The sequence below is a fragment of the Streptomyces sp. NPDC005811 genome (assembly GCF_040630405.1).
Taxonomy (GTDB): domain Bacteria; phylum Actinomycetota; class Actinomycetes; order Streptomycetales; family Streptomycetaceae; genus Streptomyces.
Genome location: NZ_JBEXXK010000047.1, coordinates 17,436 through 35,327 on the forward strand (window position 1 = coordinate 17,436; position 17,892 = coordinate 35,327).

Sequence of the window (17,892 nt, forward strand, 5' to 3'; positions counted from 1 at the left end):
GCGAGACGGGGCCCCGGGACCGCGGGTTCCCGCGGTCGTCGGCGGTGACGGAACGGTGACGTCAGCCGCGGGCGTGTCCCTCGGCGTCCGAGCGGGCCAGGCTTCTCGCTCTTCGGGCCGGACCGCGCCAGCCGCAGGTGCACCGGGCCAGGCAGAACCGGCCCTGCTCGACGGTCGTGGTGGTGTGTTCCCCGTCGGTACGGGGAGGGGCCGAGCCGTCCTGCTGCGTCACGCAGACAACGTTACCCAGGAAAGGTAAAAGGCACGTATGCGGGAGAGCCGGCCGGCCGGAAAGACCCGTTCGGCGGTCGCGCGGGGGGTGGGGCGCGTGACGGGGGCACGTGACCGTCGTTATGCGGGACGACAGGGGCACCCGTGACGGACGTACCGGCTGGGGGTAGGCAGACGATGGCGGAGCGGTGGTACAGGCGGCGCGGATGGGGCGGTGCGGTGGTCGCGGCCGCCGGGCTGGTGGCCGGAGGGTGTGTGGGGGCGACCGGGTGTTCGGGCGCGGGGGCCGTCGGCGGGGGCGCCGACGGGGCGGGGGGTGCGGTCGCCGGTGGGGTGGACGGGCGTGGCGGCGACGCGGTGCGGCTGGTGCGCGGGGCCGCGGACGCGCTGCGGGAGACGGGCAGTTCGAAGGCGCGTACGTCCATGGAGATGGCCACCGGCGGGACCCGGGTCACCATCCGGGGCGAGGGGGTCTACGACTACCGCCGGCAGCGGGGGCGGCTGAAGGTGATGCTGCCGCAGGATCCGGCGGGGACGAGCGAGCACCGGCCGATCACCGAACTGCTCGCGCCGGGCGCGCTGTTCATGAAGCACCGCGGGGCCGGGGTGCCGGACGACAAATGGGTGCGGGTGGAGACGGCGACGCTGTCCGACGGGAACCTGGTGACGGGCGGGGCCACGGATCCGTTCGCCGCGGCGGAGGTGCTGCGGGGGGCGCGCACCGCGACGTACGTGGGGCGGACCGAGGTCGCCGGGACGGCGGTGCGGCACTACCGGGGGACCGCGGATCTGGCGGTGGCGGCCGAGGGGGCGTCGGCGGGGAGCAAGGGGGCGCTCGCGGCGGCGGCGAAAGGGTTCGCCACGGCGCGGGTGCCGTTCGACGTGTTTCTGGACGACGCGGGGCGGATCCGCAAGGTCAGGCACCGGTTCAGCTTCGTCAACGGGCGGCAGGCGGAGGCCGTGGCGGTGGCCTCGACGACGCTGCTGTACGACTTCGGGGCCCCCGCCGACGTACGGCTGCCGGCGGCTCGGGACATCTTCGCGGGGCGGATCGCGGAGGACTGAGGCCGGCGGGCCCGCGCAAGGACTAGCCCGTCCGTGCCATGCGCGCCGTGTACACCGCTCCCTACTCTAGGAAGCCGGTGACGGCAGAGACGAGGTGATGCGCGTGGCTCCGGTCGGCGGTACGGCAGTTCAGGACCACGTGGCCCTCGCCGAGATAGAGCTGTGTGGGGAGCTGATCATCGCGGCTTCGGCGGCCGGGGAGGAACGGCTCAGCCTGGAGAGCATCGACGAGGTGCTGCGGGTGCGGGAGGAGCCGGACGGCGGCGGGGCCGCGTCAGGTCCGCAGTAGACGGCCGATCGCCTTGGTCGCTTCCTCGACCTTCGCGTCGACCTCGTCGCCGCCCTTGAGGGCCGCGTCGGCGACGCAGTGGCGCAGGTGTTCCTCCAGGAGCTGCAGGGCGAAGGACTGCAGGGCCTTGGTGGAGGCGGACACCTGGGTGAGTATGTCGATGCAGTAGGTGTCCTCGTCGACCATGCGCTGGAGGCCGCGGATCTGGCCCTCGATCCGGCGCAGGCGCTTGAGGTGCTCGTCCTTCTGCTTGTGGTAGCCGTGCGTGACGTGCGGCACGTCCTCGGCCGGTGCCGGGTCGGTGGGCTCGGTGGCCTGTGTCGTCGTCATCGCGTCCTCCCGTTACGGACATATACCCCTGCCGGGTATATCGTAACGAACTTTGCCGGGTACAGGCCCCTTGAAGCCCCCGTGCTGATCACGCTGTCCGATGGGTGACACTGGGGTACGGCCCGATAGCCATGTCCGGATGGTGCGCTTAGCATCACCCTGGTCACCGGCTTGACCGAAACCGATGCATCCTGAGGACCCCAAGTGCGCTTTCGTCTGACCCCCAGGGAGACGAGCTTCTATGACATGTTCGCCGCATCCGCGGACAACATCGTCACGGGCTCGAAACTCCTGATGGAACTGCTCGGGGCGGACACCGCCGGCCGGGCCGAGATCGCAGAGCGTATGCGGGCCGCGGAACACGCCGGTGACGACGCGACGCACGCCATCTTCCACCAGCTGAACTCCTCGTTCATCACGCCGTTCGACCGTGAGGACATCTACTCCCTCGCCTCCTCCCTCGACGACATCATGGACTTCATGGAGGAGGCCGTCGACCTGGTCGTCCTCTACAACGTCGAGGATCTGCCCAAGGGGGTCGAGCAGCAGATCGAGGTGCTGGCGCGGGCGGCCGAACTGACGGCGGAGGCCATGCCCAACCTGCGGACGATGGAGAACCTCACCGAGTACTGGATCGAGGTCAACCGGCTGGAGAACCAGGCGGACCAGATCCACCGGAAGCTGCTGGCCCATCTCTTCAACGGCAAGTACGACGCGATCGAGGTGCTGAAGCTCAAGCAGATCGTGGACGTGCTGGAGGAAGCCGCCGACGCGTTCGAGCATGTGGCGAACACGGTGGAGACCATCGCCGTCAAGGAGTCCTGAGCTTTTCATGGACACCTTTGCTCTGGTCGTGACCATCTGTGTCGCGCTCGGTTTCACGTATACGAACGGTTTCCACGACTCGGCGAACGCGATCGCGACGTCGGTGTCGACGCGGGCGCTCACTCCGCGCGCCGCGCTCGCGATGGCCGCGGTGATGAATCTCGCCGGGGCCTTTCTGGGGAGTGGGGTCGCCCACACCGTCAGCAGCGGGCTGATCGAGACGCCCGAGGGCTCGAAGGGAATGGGGATCCTCTTCGCCGCGCTGGTCGGGGCGATCGTCTGGAATCTGGTCACCTGGTACTTCGGGCTTCCCTCGTCCTCCTCGCACGCGCTGTTCGGCGGCATGGTGGGGGCGGCGCTGGCCGGGGGGACGAAGGTCATCTGGTCGGGCGTGCTCGACAAGGTCGTCATCCCGATGTTCCTCTCGCCGGTCGTGGGGCTGGTCGGCGGGTACCTGGTGATGTGCCTCATCCTGTGGATCTTCCGGCGGGCCAATCCGCACAAGGCCAAGCGGGGGTTCCGGATAGCCCAGACGGTGTCCGCCGCGGGGATGGCGCTCGGGCACGGTCTGCAGGACGCGCAGAAGACGATGGGCATCGTGGTGATGGCGCTGGTCATCGGGGATGTGCAGGGGGCCGATGATCCGATTCCGGTGTGGGTGAAGATCGCCTGTGCGGTGATGCTGTCGCTGGGGACGTACGCCGGTGGGTGGCGGATCATGCGGACGCTGGGGCGGAAGATCATCGAGTTGGACCCGCCGCAGGGGTTCGCGGCGGAGACCACGGGGGCGACGATCATGTTCACGACGGCGTTCCTGTTCAAGGCGCCGATCTCCACGACGCATGTGATCACGTCGGCGATCATGGGGGTGGGGGCCACCAAGCGGGTCAACGCGGTGCGGTGGGGTGTCGCGAAGAACATCGTGCTGGGGTGGTTCATCACGATGCCGGCGGCTGCGCTGGTCGCTGCGGGGGCGTTCTGGGTGGTGAATCTGGCGTTTCTGTAGGGGGGCGGGGTTGTGCCGCCGCGCCACCCACCCACCTGACCCACCCGCCCACCCGTCTCGGTTCGTCGAGGGGTGGGCGTTGTGTTTTTCGGGGGCGTGGGCCAGGGACCAGGAGGGTGTCGTCCGGGGTCCGGGGTGTGCATCGGCGGGACCCGCCTCTGCGGACGCCGACGGCCCCTGACCGGGCTGCGCCCCAGCGGGGTTTGGTCCCCACGGCGGGCTGCACCCCGCATCGTTTCCGCAAGCCGAGGGGCCGGCCCTGCTCCCGGTTGGTTTCGCCTCGGTGAGGCGTGCTCTCTGCACCTCGGTTGGGCATCATCCGAGGCTTCGCTTCTGCGTCGTGCGCACACCGACGTGCCCCGCCCTCCACCGAGGGAAAACACACCCGGGCCCGCTCCCCCGAAACAGGGAGAACACACCTGGGCCTGCCCCCCCGGAGAGAGGCTCCTGCGCCCGCCCCTGGAGGGAAATGCACCTGGGCCTGCCCCCTGGGATACGCGCCCGAGCCCGTCCTCCCCCGGAGGGATACGCGACTGAGCCCGCCCTCCTCCGGAGGGAAACGCACCTGGGCCTGCCCCCTGGGATACGAGCCCGAGCCCGTCCTCCGCCGGAGGGATACGCGACTGAGTCCGCCCCTCCCCTGGAGGGAAATGCACCTGGGCCTGCCCCCTGGGATACGCGCCCGAGCCCGTCCTCCCCCGGAGGGATACGCGACTGAGTCCGCCCCTCCCCTGGAGGGAAACGCACCTGGGCCTGCCCCCTGGGAAACGCACCCGAGTCCGTCCTCCACCGAGAGAAACGCACCCGAGCCCTCCCCCGGAGGAATACGCGCCCGAGCCCGCCCTCCCCCGGAGGCAAACGCACCTGCGCCCTCCCCCGGAGGGAAACGCGCCCGAGCCCGCCCACCCCCGGAGGGAAACCCACCCGAGCTCTCTCCCCCCGAAAAGGGAACCCGCCCCCGACCCCCGGAGGGACAACGCACCTGGGCCCGCCCCCCGAGGCAGTCGGAAGGCGGGCCCAGGTGGCCTCGCGGTGGCACCGCCATGCAGCACCGCGAGGGGTTTGTGGCGGTCTCGATCGGCCGGAGCCGCCCGAGGTGTGGGCCGCTGTGTCGGTCAGCCGGAGCTGGCCGGGATGTGGGCCGCTGTGGTCTCGGTCGGCCGGAGCCGGCCGAGAGATTGTGGGCCGCGGTGGGCTCGGTCGGCCGGGGCCGGTCGAGATGGGGTCCGCGGTGGGCTCGGTCAGCCGAAGCGGCCCGAGATGTAGTCCTCGGTGGCCTGGACGGACGGGTTGGAGAAGATGCGCTCCGTGTCGTCGATCTCGATCAGCTTGCCGGGCTGGCCGACGGCGGCGAGGTTGAAGAAGGCCGTGCGGTCGGAGACACGCGCCGCCTGCTGCATGTTGTGCGTCACGATGACGATCGTGAAGCGTTCCTTCAGTTCGCCGATCAGGTCCTCGATGGCGAGGGTGGAGATGGGGTCCAGGGCCGAGCAGGGCTCGTCCATGAGGAGGACCTTCGGTTCGACCGCGATGGCGCGGGCGATGCACAGCCGCTGCTGCTGACCGCCGGAGAGGCCGGAACCCGGCTTGTTGAGGCGGTCCTTCACCTCGTTCCAGAGGTTCGCGCCCTTGAGGGACTTCTCGACGATGTCCGAGAGCTGCGACTTCTTGTAGCTGCCGTTGAGGCGCAGGCCCGCGGCCACGTTGTCGAAGATGGACATGGTGGGGAACGGGTTCGGGCGCTGGAAGACCATGCCGATCTCACGGCGGACGGCCACGGGGTCGACGCCCGCGCCGTACAGGTCCTCGTCGTCCAGCAGGACCTTGCCCTCGACCCGGCCGCCCGACGTCACCTCGTGCATACGGTTCAGCGTGCGCAGGAACGTCGACTTGCCGCAGCCGGACGGGCCGATGAAGGCCGTCACCGTGCGCGGCTCGACCGTCATCGAGATGTCCTCGATCGCCTTGTGGGTGCCGTAGTAGGCGGTGAGCCCGCTTACATCGATTCGCTTGGACATGGTTACTACTTCACTTCCGTCTCGGTCGCCGAGCTGAGGGGCCGCGTCAGCGACCGGTCTTGGGGGCCTTCCAGCGGGCGATCGCCCGGGCCACCATGTTGAGGATCATCACGAAGGCGATCAGCGTGAGCGAGGCCGCCCAGGCACGGTCGTACGCCGCCGTGGAACCGGCGCTCTGCGAGTACTGCTGGTAGATGTACAGCGGCAGAGACGCCTGCGCGCCCTCGAAGGGGTTGTTGTTGATGAACGGGTTGCCGAAGACGAGGAGCAGGACGGGGGCCGTCTCACCCGCGATACGGGCGATCGCCAGCATGACGCCGGTGATGATGCCGCCGATCGAGGTCGGGACGACCACCTTCAGAATGGTGCGCCACTTCGGCACGCCGAGCGCCAGGCTTGCCTCACGCAGTTCGTTCGGGACGAGCTTGAGCATCTCCTCGGTCGAGCGCACGACCACCGGCATCATCAGGATCGCCAGCGCGAGGGAGCCCGCGAAGCCGAAGGGCTGCATGTCGAACATCAGCATGAGGCTGAGGATGAACAGGCCCGCGACGATGGACGGGATGCCCGTCATGACGTCGACGAAGAAGGTCACTGCCTTCGCCAGGCCGCCGCGGCCGTACTCGACGAGGTAGATCGCCGTGAGGATGCCGATCGGGGCGCCGATCAGGGTGGCGAGGCCGACCTGCTCCAGGGTGCCGATGATGGCGTGGTAGATGCCGCCGCCCGGCTCGGAGTCGGCGACGACTCCCATGGAGTGGGTCAGGAAGTAGATGTCCAGGACCTTCACACCGCGGACGACGGTGGTCCAGAGGAGGGAGACCAGGGGGACCACGGCCAGGAAGAACGCCACCCAGACCAGGGCGGTCGCGATGCGGTCCTTCGCCTGGCGGCGGCCCTCGACCTTGGCGGCGATGCCGTAGGTGCCGGCGACGAACAGGAGTCCGGCGATCAGGCCCCACTGGACCTTGCTGTCCAGGCCGGCGGCCAGGCCGATCCCGACGGCGACGACGATCGAACCGCCGGCGATCGCGTACGGGGACCAGCTGGGCAGGCTCGCGCCGCGCAGCGTGCTGGGACGCTTGTCGGCGACTGCGGTTGCGTGGCTCATGCGTTGGCCCCCGAGTACTCCTTGCGGCGGGCGATGATCATGCGAGCCGCGCCGTTGACCAGCAGGGTGATGACGAAGAGGACGAGACCGGAGGCGATCAGCGCGTCACGGCCGTACTCCGTCGCCTCGTTGAACTTGCTGGCGATGTTCTGGGCGAAGGTGCCGCCGCCGGGGTTCAGCAGGCTGGCGTGGATGTCGAAGTCGGGGGAGAGGACCGTGGCGACGGCCATCGTCTCGCCGAGCGCGCGGCCGAGGCCGAGCATGGAGGCCGAGATGACACCGGAGCGGCCGAAGGGGATCACCGCCATGCGGATGACCTCCCAGCGGGTGGCGCCGAGCGCCAGGGCCGCCTCCTCGTGCGTCTGCGGGACCTGGCGGAAGACCTCGCGGCTGACGTTGGTGATGATCGGCAGGATCATGATCGCCAGGAGGATGCCGACCGTCAGCATGGAGCGCGGCGCGCCCTCGTCCCAGGAGAAGATCCCGGTCCAGCCGAAGTAGTCGTTGAGCCAGCCGAACAGCCCGGCCATGTGCGGCACGAGGACGAGGGCGCCCCAGAGGCCGTAGACGATGGAGGGGACGGCGGCGAGCAGGTCCACCACGTACGCGATGGGGCCGCTCAGGCGGCGCGGGGCGTAGTGCGTGATGAACAGGGCGATCGCCACGGCGATCGGGACCGCGATCGCCATCGCGATGATCGACGACACGACGGTGCCGAAGGCGAGGACCGCGATGCCGAACTTCGGCGGAACGAGACCGGTGTTCCACTCGAAGGTGGTGAGGAAGTTGGCGTCGTCCTTGCTGATGGCGAGGTAGGCGCGGTAGGTCAGGAAGACCGCGATCGCCGCCATGATCACCAGCAGCAGGATGCCCGACCCGCGGGAGAGACCGAGGAAGATCCGGTCGCCGGGTCGGGTGGCGCCGCGGGCCGCGCGCTTCTGGGGGCCGTTGGCGGAGGTCGTGGGGGGAACGTTGTCGTGGGGCGGGGGTGCGCCGTCGGCGCCTGTCTTCTGCGTTGATATGTCCATCGGGGTCTCCGGTCTGCGGAGCCGCTGCGGGAGTGGGCGGCTCGGACGGGGCCGGCCCTCGGGCGGCCCCTGGCGGCGGTGCACCGGACGGGTGCGGTCCGGTCCGGGTCTCCCCGGTGCCGGACCGCACCTTCAGATCAGCTCAGGCCGTCGATCGTGGTACGGACCTTGGAGATGATCGCGTCGGGGATCGGCGCGTAGTCGATGCCCGAGAGGATGCCCTGGCCCTCGGTGGAGGCCAGGTAGGTCAGGAACGCCTTCGTGGCGGGCAGCGTGGCGGCCTTGTTGCCCTTGTCGCAGACGATCTCGTACGTCACCAGGGTGATCGGGTAGGCGCCGTCGGCCTTGGTGGTGTAGTCGAGCTTCAGCGACAGGTCGCTGCCGGTGCCGACGACCTGAGCGGCGGCGACGGCCTTGGTCGCGCCCTCGGAGGAGGCCTTGACCGGGGCGGAGGCGCCGGTGTTGATGGAGACGACACCCAGGCCGTCCTTGGCGTACGACAGCTCCATGTAGCCGATCGCGCCGTTGGTCTGCTTCACGCCCTGGGCGACACCGGAGGAACCGGCGGCGGACTGACCGCCCTTGGCCTGCCAGGCCTTGCCACCGGAGTACTTCCAGTCGCTCGGGGCGGCGGCGATCAGGTACTTGGTGAAGTTGTCCGTCGTACCCGACTCGTCGGAGCGGTGGTACGGCTGGATCTTCAGGTCGGGAAGCTTGGCGCTCGGGTTCAGCTTCTTGATCGCGGCGTCGTTCCAGTTGGTGATCTTGCCGTCGAAGATCTTGGCGATCGTCGAGGCGTCGAGCACCAGGTCGTCCACGCCGGAGACGTTGTACGCGACGGCGATCGGGCCCGCGACCATCGGGAGGTCGATGCCCTGGCCGCCGGAGCAGACCGACTTGGAGGCGGTGACCTCTTCGGGCTTCAGCGCCGAGTCCGAACCGGCGAAGGCGACCTGGCCCTGGGTGAAGGCGGTGACGCCCGCGCCCGAGCCGGAGCCCTTGTAGTTGACCTGGACACCCGAGCAGGCCTGCGTGAAGTTCTTCACCCAGGCGTCGATCGCGTTCTTCTGCGCGGAGGAGCCGTCGGCCAGGAGCTGGCCCTTGGCGTCGTCACACTTGATCGAGCCGGCGGCGGCGGTCGCGGAGGAGCTGCTGCTGCTGTTGCCGCTCGAGCCCGTGTCGTCGGAGCCGCACGCCGTGAGGGCCAGGGCGCCGGAGACCGCGAGAGCACCGAGGGTGAGGGCCCGCCGGTTCATGCGCTGAAGCTTCACTTGAGGGAGATCCTTCCAGTAGCCGCCGTCCTGAATTCGGCGGCGTGCGAAAGCCATGGGTGGCATGGGCGAGGTCGTCCGACCGCGCACCGCACCGGGTAAGGCCGAAATTAGGCAGATCAGGTGAAGGCGCCTACGGGCACGAGTGAACGGCGGGTGAACCCATGGGGAAGGCCCGGTTAGGTCACGGAACGCTTACGTTGAGGACACAGGGGGGTCCCGGGTCAGGCGAGGCGCATGGTGTTCAGGAGGGCGTCCACGAGATCGCGGTCCCGGGGCTGGGTGAGGCGGCTGCGGGCCGCCGACGGGGACAGCCACAGGAGGCGGTCTACCTCGTCGTTCGGGCTGAAAGCGCCGGAGACGGCCTGAGCCGCCCAGTAGCGGACCTGCTTGGGCCGGCCGTTCGCGTAGTAGCTCACGGACGGCAGCACCGCGCCGGGCGCCGCCCGGTACCCGGTCTCCTCCGCGACCTCGCGCAGGGCACCGGTCAACGGGTCCTCCCCCCGCTTGAGCTTGCCCTTCGGGTGTGACCAGTCGTCGTACTTCGGTCGGTGGACGAGGCACACCTCCAGTTCACCGCCACTCGGTGAGTGCCGCCACAGGACACAGCCCGCGGCCTGTACGGGGGTGGTCTGCAAGGGGGTCCGGTTCGGGGAACTCACTTCGTCCTCACCGCCTGGCTCTTCCGACTTCCGACATCCGACATCCTGTCCTGATGTCTTCCCGGCCGCCTGTCCTGGTGTCGACGTGGTGTTGTCCTGCGGCTTACGGCAGGGTGTCCGCCCGGTGCGCCCCGCCGCGCGGGCGGCGTCTCAGGTCCGGCCGGCGGTCTGCTTCTGCCAGCAGTGCTGGAACGCGTACCGCGCCGCCTCCACCTCGTGCCGCTGGTCCGCGTGCAGCACGCCGAGCGCGTACGCGGTGGCCGGCGCGATCCGGGGCGTCCGGGCCGCCTGGGCCGCGGCGGCCGCCGCCTCCGAGGCGTCCCGGTGCCGGTCGAGGGCCTGGCCCGCGGTCAGCAGCCGCATGTCCAGGGGCGCTCCGGGGCCGTCCAGGACCTCGCGCGCGTAGCGGTGCAGCCGCAGCAGCAGCCGGACCTGGTGCCAGGGGGCGTCCTGCGGATGCGGGGCCGGATCGGGGGAGAGGCCGTGGATCAGGGCCTCCGCGTTGTAGGGGCTGCCCGCGGTGAGGAGGGGGAGGGTGGCGACGGCGTCCGCGAGGCGCTCCTCGGCCGCCGCGGCCAGGGGGTGCAGGTCGGTGCCGGGGGCGGCCGGGGTGAGCCGGACCTCGCTGGCGAGGAGCGCGACCTGGTCGGCGACCGCGTGGAAGCGGGAGGAGCCGAGGGCCTGGAGGGCGGTGCTGTGGGCTCGGGTACGGGCGAGGGTGAGCTGGCGGTCCAGCAGGGCGCCGGCCTTCGCGGCGCCGACCGTGAGGTTGCCGCGGTCGGGGGTCGCCGCGGTGCGGGTGCCGCCCTGGACGGCTGCCGCCCGCTGGGCGACGGGTGCCGCGGCGCCACGGCCGCCCGCCGCCGCGCGGGTTCCGCCGGTCCCCGGTGTCTGGGCGGGGACCGGCGTGGAGCCCGACAGGCGGTGCAGGGCGAGCAGCAGGCGCTCCAGGCGGGCCTCGTACGCGTGTTCAAGGGCCAGCGTGCCCGAGAGCCAGGCCAGCTCCGGGCGGATCTGCTCCGACCACTCGGGGTCGAGGAGCGGGCGGAAGGTGTGCAGGCTGCCGCTGATGCGGCGGGCCGTGCGGCGCAGGGCGCGCGCCGCGTCGACGGCGTCCTCCGTGCCGCCCGGCGCACCGGCGGGGCCGGCGGCCGAGGCCCCGCCCGCCGCCGTAACGCCGCCCGTCTCCCGGTGCAGCCGCAGCGCGCGGAGGAAGTCCGTGGCCTGGGCCCGCAGATAGCCCGCCAGGGCGTCCCCGGTCACGGGCCCGGCGACGACACCGGGCCCGGCCGCGGGGTCCGTCAGGTCATGGTGTTGCTGTGCCACGCCGGCGCCTCCGGGCGTCTATGAGCATCTCCTGGACGTTGCGCAGGGGCTGGCCGTCCGGGTCGGTCGCGTGCCGGATCCACTCGCCGTCCGGGCCGAGATGCCAGGAGGAGGTGGCGTCGGACATGCCGGTCTCCAGCAGCCGGTTCAGGGCGGCCCGGTGGGCCGGGTCCACGACCCTGACCATGGCCTCGATACGGCGGTCGAGATTGCGGTGCATCATGTCGGCGCTGCCGAACCACACCTCGGGCTCGCCGCCGTTGCCGAAGGAGAAGACCCGGGAGTGCTCCAGGAAGCGGCCGAGTATCGAGCGGACCTTGACGTTCTCCGACAGGCCGGGCACGCCCGGGCGGATCGCGCAGATGCCGCGCACCCAGACGTCGACGGGCACGCCCGCCTGGGAGGCCCGGTAGAGGGAGTCGATCAGGGCCTCGTCGACGATCGAGTTGACCTTGATGCGGACGTACGCCGGACGCCCCGCGCGGTGGTGCTGGATCTCCTTCTCCACCCGGGAGATCAGGCCGTCCCGCAGCGACTTGGGGGCGACGAGGAGACGGCGGTAGGTCTCGCGGCGCGAGTAGCCGGAGAGCCGGTTGAACAGGTCGGAGAGGTCCGCGCCGACCTGCGGGTCCGCGGTGAGCAGCCCGAGGTCCTCGTAGAGCCGGGCCGTCTTCGGGTGGTAGTTGCCGGTGCCGACGTGGCTGTAGCGCCGGAGCGTCTCGCCCTCCTGACGGACCACCAGGGACAGCTTGCAGTGCGTCTTCAGACCGACGAGGCCGTAGACGACATGGCAGCCGGCCTCCTCCAGCTTGCGCGCCCACTTGATGTTGGCGTGCTCGTCGAAGCGGGCCTTGATCTCGACCAGCACGAGGACCTGCTTGCCGGACTCGGCCGCGTCGATCAGCGCGTCGACTATCGGCGAGTCGCCGGAGGTCCGGTACAGGGTCTGCTTGATCGCGAGGACGTCCGGGTCGGCGGCCGCCTGCTCCAGGAAGGCCTGGACGGAGGTGGAGAAGCTGTCGTACGGGTGGTGCAGCAGTACGTCGCGGCTGCGCAGCGCGCCGAAGATGTCCGGCGGGGAGGCGGACTCCACCTCGGCGAGGTCGCGGTGCGTGCCGGCGATGAACTTCTTGTACTTCAGCTCGGGCCGGTCGAGGCCGTGGATGCGGAAGAGACCGGTGAGGTCGAGCGGGCCGGGCAGCGGGTAGACCTCCGCCTCGGAGATCTTCAGCTCGCGCACGAGCAGGTCGAGCACCTTGCGGTCGATGGACTCCTCGACCTCCAGGCGCACCGGCGGGCCGAAGCGGCGCCGCATGAGCTCCTTCTCCAGGGCCTGGAGCAGGTTCTCGGCGTCGTCCTCCTCGACCTCGAGGTCCTCGTTGCGGGTGAGCCGGAAGGCGTGGTGCTCCAGCACCTCCATGCCGGGGAACAGCTCCTCCAGGTGGGCGCCGATGACGTCCTCGATGGGGACGTACCGGCCCGGGGAGGCCTCCAGGAAGCGGGAGAGCAGCGGCGGCACCTTGACGCGCGCGAAGTGGTCGTGACCGCTCACCGGGTTGCGGACGACGACCGCGAGGTTCAGTGAGAGGCCCGAGATGTACGGGAAGGGGTGTGCGGGGTCGACGGCCAGCGGGGTGAGGACCGGGAAGATCTGGTGCCGGAAGAGGGTGAACAGGCGGGCCTGTTCCTTCTCGGTCAGCTCGTTCCAGCGGACGAGGTGGATGCCCTCCTCCGCGAGCGCGGGGGCGATGTCCTCGTGGTAGGTCGCGGCGTGCCGGGCCATGAGCTCGCGCGAGCGGGCCCAGATCATCTCCAGCACCTCGCGGGGCTGGAGCCCGGAGGCGGAACGGGTGGCGACGCCGGTCGCGATGCGGCGCTTCAATCCGGCCACCCGGACCATGAAGAACTCGTCCAGGTTGCTCGCGAAGATGGCGAGGAAGTTCGCTCGTTCGAGCAGCGGGGTGTTCGGGTCCTCGGCGAGTTCGAGCACCCGCTCGTTGAACGCGAGCCAGCTGCGCTCCCGGTCGAGGAAGCGGCCCTGCGGGAGCTTCACCCCGTCGGCCTGCGATTCCTCGTACGCGTCGAGGTCCGCGTCGATGTCGGGTTCCAGATCGGAGACCGCGGCCGCGACGGTGTGCGGGCGGTGCGCGGCTATGGAGCCCACGGAGGGCTGCGCGTGCTGGACATCGGCCTGAGGGACGTGTGACTGGCTCATGTACCCATTCTTCCGCGCCAGCAGCGATACGGGCGCGTCAGAACGTGCAGGCGGGAGCATGACGGGCTGCCCGTCGGGGTCGTTCCCCTCGGGGGGCGGCGAGGCCTCGGGCACGGCGGGCTTCATTCGCCGAGCCTCGCAAGGTCGTCTTAACCGGTGGTTACGGAGACATGGCGTGCGGGATATCGGGGGGCGGCTCGCGGGCGTCGGTGCCGGGGTGCGTACGGCCGTCTCCCCCGCGGAGGGACGTACGCACCCCTGGCCTGGCCCGGCCGCCGCCGGTTCAGGCCGTGCGGCGGCGGACCAGCCGGTGGACGGCGACGGTGGCGAGGGCGGTGACGGCGAGGATGATCCCGGTCTCCAGGAGCTCGATCGGCCAGTAGTGGGATTCGGGGTGGTAGGAGGCGTAGTAGCCGGTGAGACCGAGGTCGTCGACGCAGTGCCGCATCTCGGCGGCGCTGCCGTCGCACTCCCAGGACGCGAAGTTCGCGACCTGCCGGCCGTGGATCAGCGCGCCGTTCTCCACCTGCCACGCGGCGTCCGGGATGTAGGGGAAGCCCTTCGTTGTCGAGGTGCTGGTCACCGGGGGCCACAGGCGGGCGCGGTACAGCGACAGGACGAGGGAGAGCGCCCAGGTCGTGGCGGTGGCGACGGCGAGGGCGGGCAGCGGGCGGCGCAGCAGCATCCCGGCGAGCGCGCCGACGGCGAGGGCGCAGAGGACGTAGGCGAGGGCCGCGGGACCGCGGGCGGTGAACGCGTTGCCCATCCAGTCGTAGGCGAGGAGGTCCTGGTTGCCGTACCAGGCCCAGCGGTAGAGGAGGACCAGGGCGGTGGTTCCCGTGGTCAGGACCAGCGCGGGGACGGCGAGCTTGGCGGTGAGCCAGCGGACGGGGCTGATGCCCTGGGTCCACGCGAGGTGTGCCGTGCCGTTCTCCATCTCGCGGCCGATCAGCGAGCCGCCGGCGAAGGCGGCCACCACGAGGAAGGAGTAGCTGAGGACCAAGCCGATCAGGTCCATGCCACTCGAGAAGAACGATGTCGTCATGTCGCAGAAGTCCTGGCCCGCGCGGTCGCAGGCCTCCACCGTGGCGCGCTCGTCGTCGGCGGTGACCGCGCCGAGCCACACCAGGCAGCCGCCCAGGCCCACGACGACGAGCGTCCAGACGACGAGCGCGGTGCGGTGCAGTCGCAGCACGGTACGGACGGTGCCCCAGGAGGCGCCCGGGGGCACGGCCTCGGCGGCGGGCTGCGGGGCGCCGGTTCGCGGGTGGGCGACGGCGGTCATACGGCTGCCTCCTGAGCGGGGAGAGGGGAGTGGACGGGCAGGAAGGGGGCGGTGGGGTGACCGGGCGGGGTGCTCATGCCAGGGCCTCCTCGGGAGCGGCGGGGGTGAGGGAGGCGGCCTCGGGGTTGCGCAGATAGGCGAGGACGAGTTCCTCCAGGGAAGGCGCCGAGGTGCGCCAGTCGTCGGCGAGGCGGCCGGCGGGGCGGATCAGCGCGGTGACCTGGCGGCCGGTGACCCGGGACTCCACGACCGTGTGCGCGGAGAGGCCGGGCAGCCCGGCGACCGCCTCTGCCGCTCCCGCCGCATCCGCCGTCCCCTCGGTGGTCTGCGCCGTCGCGCTCACGCGCGTGTGGGCGGCCAGCAGGTCGTCGATCTCCCCGGCCAGCCGGACCCGGCCGCCGCCGACGAGCAGCAGATGGTCGCAGGAGTCCTCCAGCTCGGCGACCACGTGCGACGACATCACGATCGTCGTCCCGTGCTGTGCCGCCTGGGACATGAGGGTGCCCATCAGCTCGTGCCGGGCGAGCGGGTCCAGGTCGGCCATCGGCTCGTCCAGGAGCAGCAGCTCGGGCCGCTTGGCGAGGGCGAGCGCGAGGGCGACCCGGGTGCGCTGGCCGCCGGAGAGCGCGCGGATCTTCCGTCGGGGGTCGAGCTCTCCCGCGGCGACGATCCGCTCGGCGGCCGCGGCCTCCCAGCGGCCCGGGTTCAGGTGGGCGCCCATGCGCAGCGTCTCGGCGATCGTGAGCTGGGGGTGCAGCGGCTTGTCCTGGGCGACGTAGCCGACACGCGCGCGTGCGGACGCGGGGTCGGTGCCGAGGACGGTGACGGTGCCCTCGGTGGGGGCCAGCAGCCCGGCGGCGAGGGCGAGGAGCGTGGACTTCCCGGCCCCGTTCGGTCCGACGACGGCGCAGACCCGCCCGGCGGGGAGCCGGAACGCGCAGTTCCGCAGCGCCCAGCCCCCGCGCCGGCCGAATCGCTTGCCGAGCGCGGTGGCCGCCATGGCGAGATCGGTCATGAGGGGTCTCCCTGGGGGTGTGCGGGCTCCGAGTGAGCGGGCGGCGGGGCGAAGTGTTCCTCGAGTACGGCGGTGAAGAGCGCGGCCACGTCCTCGCGGTCCAGGCCGGTGTCCCGGGCCCGTACGGCCCAGGCGTCCAGCTCGCTGCGCAGGGGCGAGTCGGCCGGGGCGGTGCTCAGACCGCGCCGCACGAAGGTGCCGAGCCCGCGCCGCGCCTCCACCAGCCCCTCGCGCTCCAGCTCGCGGTACGCCTTCAGCACGGTGTTCGGGTTGATGGCGGTCGCCTCGACGACCTCGCGGGCGGTGGGCAGCTTGTCCCCGGGCCGCAACACGCCCAGCCGCAGGGCCTGTTTGGTCTGCTGGACGATCTGGACGTAGGTGGCCACGCCGCTGTGCCGGTCGATGCGGTACTCGACCACGCGGATCAACCCCCTTGCCTACTTTCACTAATTGAGTAGTGAAAGGGTGATGGAGGGAGTGGAAGGAAGTCAAGATCGAGAAGGCCGCCGGCCGGATCGGGACGCTCCCGCCGGAGTCCCAACTGCCCCGATCCGGACCGGGGATCGGGACGAAAGGCCAGGTGGAGGCGGTGGGATCCGGGGCGGTACGGCGCGATAAAAATTCGTGGGCCGGATCGTGAACCGAACGGCGGGGCCGGACCGATGAGGGGTTGTGAGCGAAACGAGAAGCGACGGGGAGCTGCTGCGGGCCATCGCGGCAGACGCGGACCGTCACGCCTTCGAGGAGCTGTACCGGCGGTTCGCGCCGTGGCTGACCGCGCGGATGCGCGGCCGCTGCGCCGACGCCGGGATAGTCGACGACGTCGTGCAGGAGACGTTCCTCGCGGTGTGGCGGGGCAGCGCCCGCTATCGCGAGGAGGGCGACGTGGCGGGCTGGCTGTGGCGCATCGCCGCGCGCCGGCTGGTCGACGCCCTGCGCGGCGACGGCGCGCGCGGCCGCCTGCGGCAGGCCCTGTCGCGCCTGCGCCACCGGGACGAGGTCTCGGCGGAGGAACGCGTGCTCGCGGGGGTGGAGCACGGGGACCTCGCCGGGGCCCTCACCCGCCTCTCGCCGGAGCTGCGGGCCGTCCTCCAGGCGACCGTCATCGACGGGCTCACCACCAGGGAGGCCGCGGTCCTGCTCGGCATCCCGCCCGGCACGGTCAAGACGCGGGCCCTGCGCGCCCGCAAGCAATTGCGGGAGGCGCTGGCATGACGCGGATCGCGGGCTCGCACGACGACTCGTACGACCGCTCGGACGACGGTGCCGGCCGGCACCAGCCGAGGGAGGCACAGGCATGACCGAGGGAGGCACAGGCATGACATGGCATGTGGCGGAGGACGATCTGCGGGCCTACGCCCTCGGCGAGTTGGCGCCACCCCTGCTCTGGTCCACCGACACGCACCTCACCCGGTGCGCGGAGTGCCGGGCCCGGCTCGCGGCCGCCACGGACCCCGTGGCGCTGGACACCGCCTGGGAGCGGCTGGACGCCGAACTGGACGCGCCCCGGCCGAGCCTGACGGAGCGGCTCCTGGTGCGGATCGGCGTGGCCGACCACACCGCGCGGCTGCTGACGGCGACGCCGGTACTGCGCCGCTCCTGGCTGCTGTCGGTGCTGTTCCTGCTGGTCATGACGGTGCTGGCGGTGCGCGTCGCGGACCTGCCCACGCTGTTCCTCGCACTCGCCCCGCTGCTCCCGCTGGCCGGTGTCGCGCTGTCCTACGGCCCCGGCCTCGACCCGACCTACGAGATGGCCGTCGTCGCCCCGCTGCACGGCTTCCGGCTGCTGATGATCCGCACGGTCGCGGTCCTCACCGCGGGCCTCGCGCTCAACGGACTGGCGACCCTCGCCCTGCCGGGGTACGGACTGATGGCCCTGGCCTGGCTGCTGCCCGCCCTCGCCCTCACCACCACGGGCCTCGCCCTCTCCGCCCGGCTGGGCCCGGTCCTCGCGCCCGCCCTGGTCGGCGGCGCCTGGCTGACCCTGCTGGCCGTGCTGCAGAGCCAGCCGCACACCGCCGGCACCCTCGCGCCCTTCACCGCGGCCGGCCAGTCCGCCGCCGCGGGGTTGACGGTCGTCGCCGCCCTGCTGCTCTACCAGGCCCGGGACCGCTTCGACGCCCGCCCGCTGCACGGCTTCGCGAACGGGGGCCCGGCATGAGCCCGGCCCGCCCCGTCGCCCCGTCCTCTTCCCCCTCTTCCCCCTCTTCCCCCT

At 71.4% G+C, this 17,892-nt stretch carries 18 protein-coding genes; 6 read left to right on the forward strand and 12 right to left on the reverse strand.

Going from position 1 to position 17,892, the window contains the following annotated elements:
- Positions 1-61: 61 nt before the first annotated feature.
- Complete coding sequence (locus ABZ490_RS37985) at positions 62-232, reverse strand: hypothetical protein (protein WP_340377897.1); 171 nt, start codon at positions 230-232, stop codon at positions 62-64.
- Positions 233-408: 176 nt separating this feature from the next.
- Here ABZ490_RS37985 and ABZ490_RS37990 point away from each other — a divergent pair, with 176 nt between their 5' ends.
- Together ABZ490_RS37990 and ABZ490_RS37995 are read left to right on the forward strand one after the other, a co-directional pair.
- Positions 409-1,296 (forward strand): hypothetical protein, encoded by an 888-nt coding sequence (locus tag ABZ490_RS37990; protein ID WP_359001109.1) that lies wholly within the window; start codon positions 409-411, stop codon positions 1,294-1,296.
- Between the two features lie 97 nt (positions 1,297-1,393).
- Positions 1,394-1,585: a hypothetical protein gene (locus tag ABZ490_RS37995; protein ID WP_359001113.1), complete on the forward strand. Its 192-nt coding sequence runs from the start codon at positions 1,394-1,396 to the stop codon at positions 1,583-1,585.
- On the opposite strand, the gene ABZ490_RS38000 is transcribed toward ABZ490_RS37995, so the two are convergent.
- On the reverse strand, positions 1,571-1,915 hold the full coding sequence (locus tag ABZ490_RS38000) for a metal-sensitive transcriptional regulator (RefSeq protein ID WP_359001116.1): 345 nt from the start codon (positions 1,913-1,915) through the stop codon (positions 1,571-1,573). The two genes, ABZ490_RS37995 and ABZ490_RS38000, sit on opposite strands and share 15 nt — an antisense overlap.
- A gap of 204 nt (positions 1,916-2,119) precedes the next feature.
- On the opposite strand from ABZ490_RS38000, the gene ABZ490_RS38005 reads away from it, so the two are divergent.
- Entirely contained in the window at positions 2,120-2,740 is a 621-nt protein-coding gene (locus ABZ490_RS38005) for a DUF47 family protein (protein WP_055638981.1), read from the forward strand.
- A 7-nt stretch (positions 2,741-2,747) separates the two neighbouring features.
- On the forward strand, positions 2,748-3,746 hold the full coding sequence (locus ABZ490_RS38010; RefSeq protein WP_359001119.1) for an inorganic phosphate transporter: 999 nt from the start codon (positions 2,748-2,750) through the stop codon (positions 3,744-3,746).
- Positions 3,747-4,987: 1,241 nt separating this feature from the next.
- Here ABZ490_RS38010 and pstB read toward each other — a convergent pair.
- From pstB to ABZ490_RS38060, 10 genes are all read right to left on the reverse strand, one after another.
- The gene (pstB, locus tag ABZ490_RS38015; RefSeq protein WP_359001123.1) at positions 4,988-5,764 is read right to left on the reverse strand and encodes a phosphate ABC transporter ATP-binding protein PstB; all 777 of its coding nucleotides are present in this window, start codon (positions 5,762-5,764) and stop codon (positions 4,988-4,990) included.
- A gap of 46 nt (positions 5,765-5,810) precedes the next feature.
- Positions 5,811-6,875 (reverse strand): phosphate ABC transporter permease PstA, encoded by a 1,065-nt coding sequence (pstA, locus tag ABZ490_RS38020; protein WP_359001126.1) that lies wholly within the window; start codon positions 6,873-6,875, stop codon positions 5,811-5,813.
- Positions 6,872-7,903, reverse strand: coding sequence for a phosphate ABC transporter permease subunit PstC (gene pstC / locus ABZ490_RS38025; protein ID WP_359001129.1), 1,032 nt, complete (start codon positions 7,901-7,903; stop codon positions 6,872-6,874). The genes pstA and pstC overlap by 4 nt, the downstream gene beginning before the upstream one ends.
- A 137-nt stretch (positions 7,904-8,040) precedes the next feature.
- Positions 8,041-9,174, reverse strand: a complete 1,134-nt coding sequence (gene pstS / locus ABZ490_RS38030) for a phosphate ABC transporter substrate-binding protein PstS (protein WP_359001132.1) — start codon at positions 9,172-9,174, stop codon at positions 8,041-8,043.
- A gap of 224 nt (positions 9,175-9,398) precedes the next feature.
- Entirely contained in the window at positions 9,399-9,836 is a 438-nt protein-coding gene (locus ABZ490_RS38035) for an NUDIX hydrolase (RefSeq protein ID WP_359001135.1), read from the reverse strand.
- 150 nt (positions 9,837-9,986) lie between these two features.
- The gene (locus tag ABZ490_RS38040; protein WP_359001138.1) at positions 9,987-11,162 is read right to left on the reverse strand and encodes a CHAD domain-containing protein; all 1,176 of its coding nucleotides are present in this window, start codon (positions 11,160-11,162) and stop codon (positions 9,987-9,989) included.
- Positions 11,143-13,377, reverse strand: a complete 2,235-nt coding sequence (locus ABZ490_RS38045) for an RNA degradosome polyphosphate kinase (RefSeq protein ID WP_359001141.1) — start codon at positions 13,375-13,377, stop codon at positions 11,143-11,145. Before ABZ490_RS38045 ends, ABZ490_RS38040 begins: the two co-directional genes overlap by 20 nt.
- Positions 13,378-13,660: 283 nt before the next feature.
- Complete coding sequence (locus tag ABZ490_RS38050) at positions 13,661-14,662, reverse strand: hypothetical protein (protein ID WP_359001144.1); 1,002 nt, start codon at positions 14,660-14,662, stop codon at positions 13,661-13,663.
- Positions 14,663-14,735: 73 nt separating this feature from the next.
- Entirely contained in the window at positions 14,736-15,677 is a 942-nt protein-coding gene (locus ABZ490_RS38055; protein ID WP_359001148.1) for an ABC transporter ATP-binding protein, read from the reverse strand.
- Entirely contained in the window at positions 15,674-16,096 is a 423-nt protein-coding gene (locus ABZ490_RS38060; protein ID WP_359001151.1) for a GntR family transcriptional regulator, read from the reverse strand. The genes ABZ490_RS38055 and ABZ490_RS38060 overlap by 4 nt, the downstream gene beginning before the upstream one ends.
- Before the next feature lie 253 nt (positions 16,097-16,349).
- On the opposite strand from ABZ490_RS38060, the gene ABZ490_RS38065 reads away from it, so the two are divergent.
- Complete coding sequence (locus tag ABZ490_RS38065) at positions 16,350-16,892, forward strand: RNA polymerase sigma factor (protein WP_059203033.1); 543 nt, start codon at positions 16,350-16,352, stop codon at positions 16,890-16,892.
- Between the two features lie 103 nt (positions 16,893-16,995).
- Positions 16,996-17,838, forward strand: a complete 843-nt coding sequence (locus tag ABZ490_RS38070; RefSeq protein ID WP_359001156.1) for a zf-HC2 domain-containing protein — start codon at positions 16,996-16,998, stop codon at positions 17,836-17,838.
- Positions 17,839-17,892 lie beyond the last annotated feature (54 nt).